Source organism: Neisseria sp. P0021.S006 (assembly GCF_051956895.1).
Window position 1 is genome coordinate 1 of the sequence record NZ_JBQCWZ010000678.1, and the last position, 743, is coordinate 743.

Consider the following 743-nt stretch of genomic DNA (forward strand, 5'->3'; position numbering starts at 1 on the left):
GCTTAAGGCAAAATCAACATAAAATCGGTGCATGGTTTCCTGCTTTATTCATGTATATAATTTGAACTTTCGTGAACGAAGTTGAAACACGGCGACATACTCTTGCCTGCCTGATTTCGATTTCATCCACTATAATTTGAAAACTTCCCGAATTTTAATCCACTGTCACGCAAAACTGCAAAAAACAAGGATACGCTGTGCTATACCGTTTACAGAAAGTCGTCCGTCACATCGCCCAAACCGAAGTCATGCCGCGTTTTCTGAACACGCCGTCACGACGTAAAGAAGACGGCTCGGTTTTGAGTGAAGCAGATTTGGCCGCACAAACCGCTTTTGCCGCCGCCCTGCCCTTATTGGAGGATTGTCCGATGTTGGGCGAGGAGATGAGCGTTCAGGAGCAAACCCGTTTGTGGAACGAACATTCAGACGGCCTGTGGATTGTCGACCCTATCGACGGCACAAACAACTTCGTCAACGGTTTGCCGCATTTTGCCGTATCCGTCGCGCTGGTTAAAAACGGCCACGCCGAATTGGGCGTAATTTACAATCCGGTCAGTGGAGAATGTTTCTACGCCGAACGCGGCAAAGGCGCATTCCTCAACGGCACGCCGCTGCCGCTGCGTTCGGAAAACAAAAAACTCAACGAATCCATTGCCGGCGTGGAAATCAAATACCTGCGTTCGGGCAAACTTGCCAGCCGCATGAATACCCTTGCCCCATTCGGCACAATCCGCAGCATGGGC

The 743-nt window shown here is 50.1% G+C and carries 1 protein-coding gene; it reads left to right on the forward strand.

Annotated elements, in window-relative coordinates; all coding sequences use genetic code 11:
* Nucleotides 1-197: 197 nt before the first annotated feature.
* Nucleotides 198-743, forward strand: a 546-nt coding sequence (locus ACTHUM_RS16425) for an inositol monophosphatase family protein (protein WP_440403484.1), incomplete at its 3' end; no start/stop codon positions are given.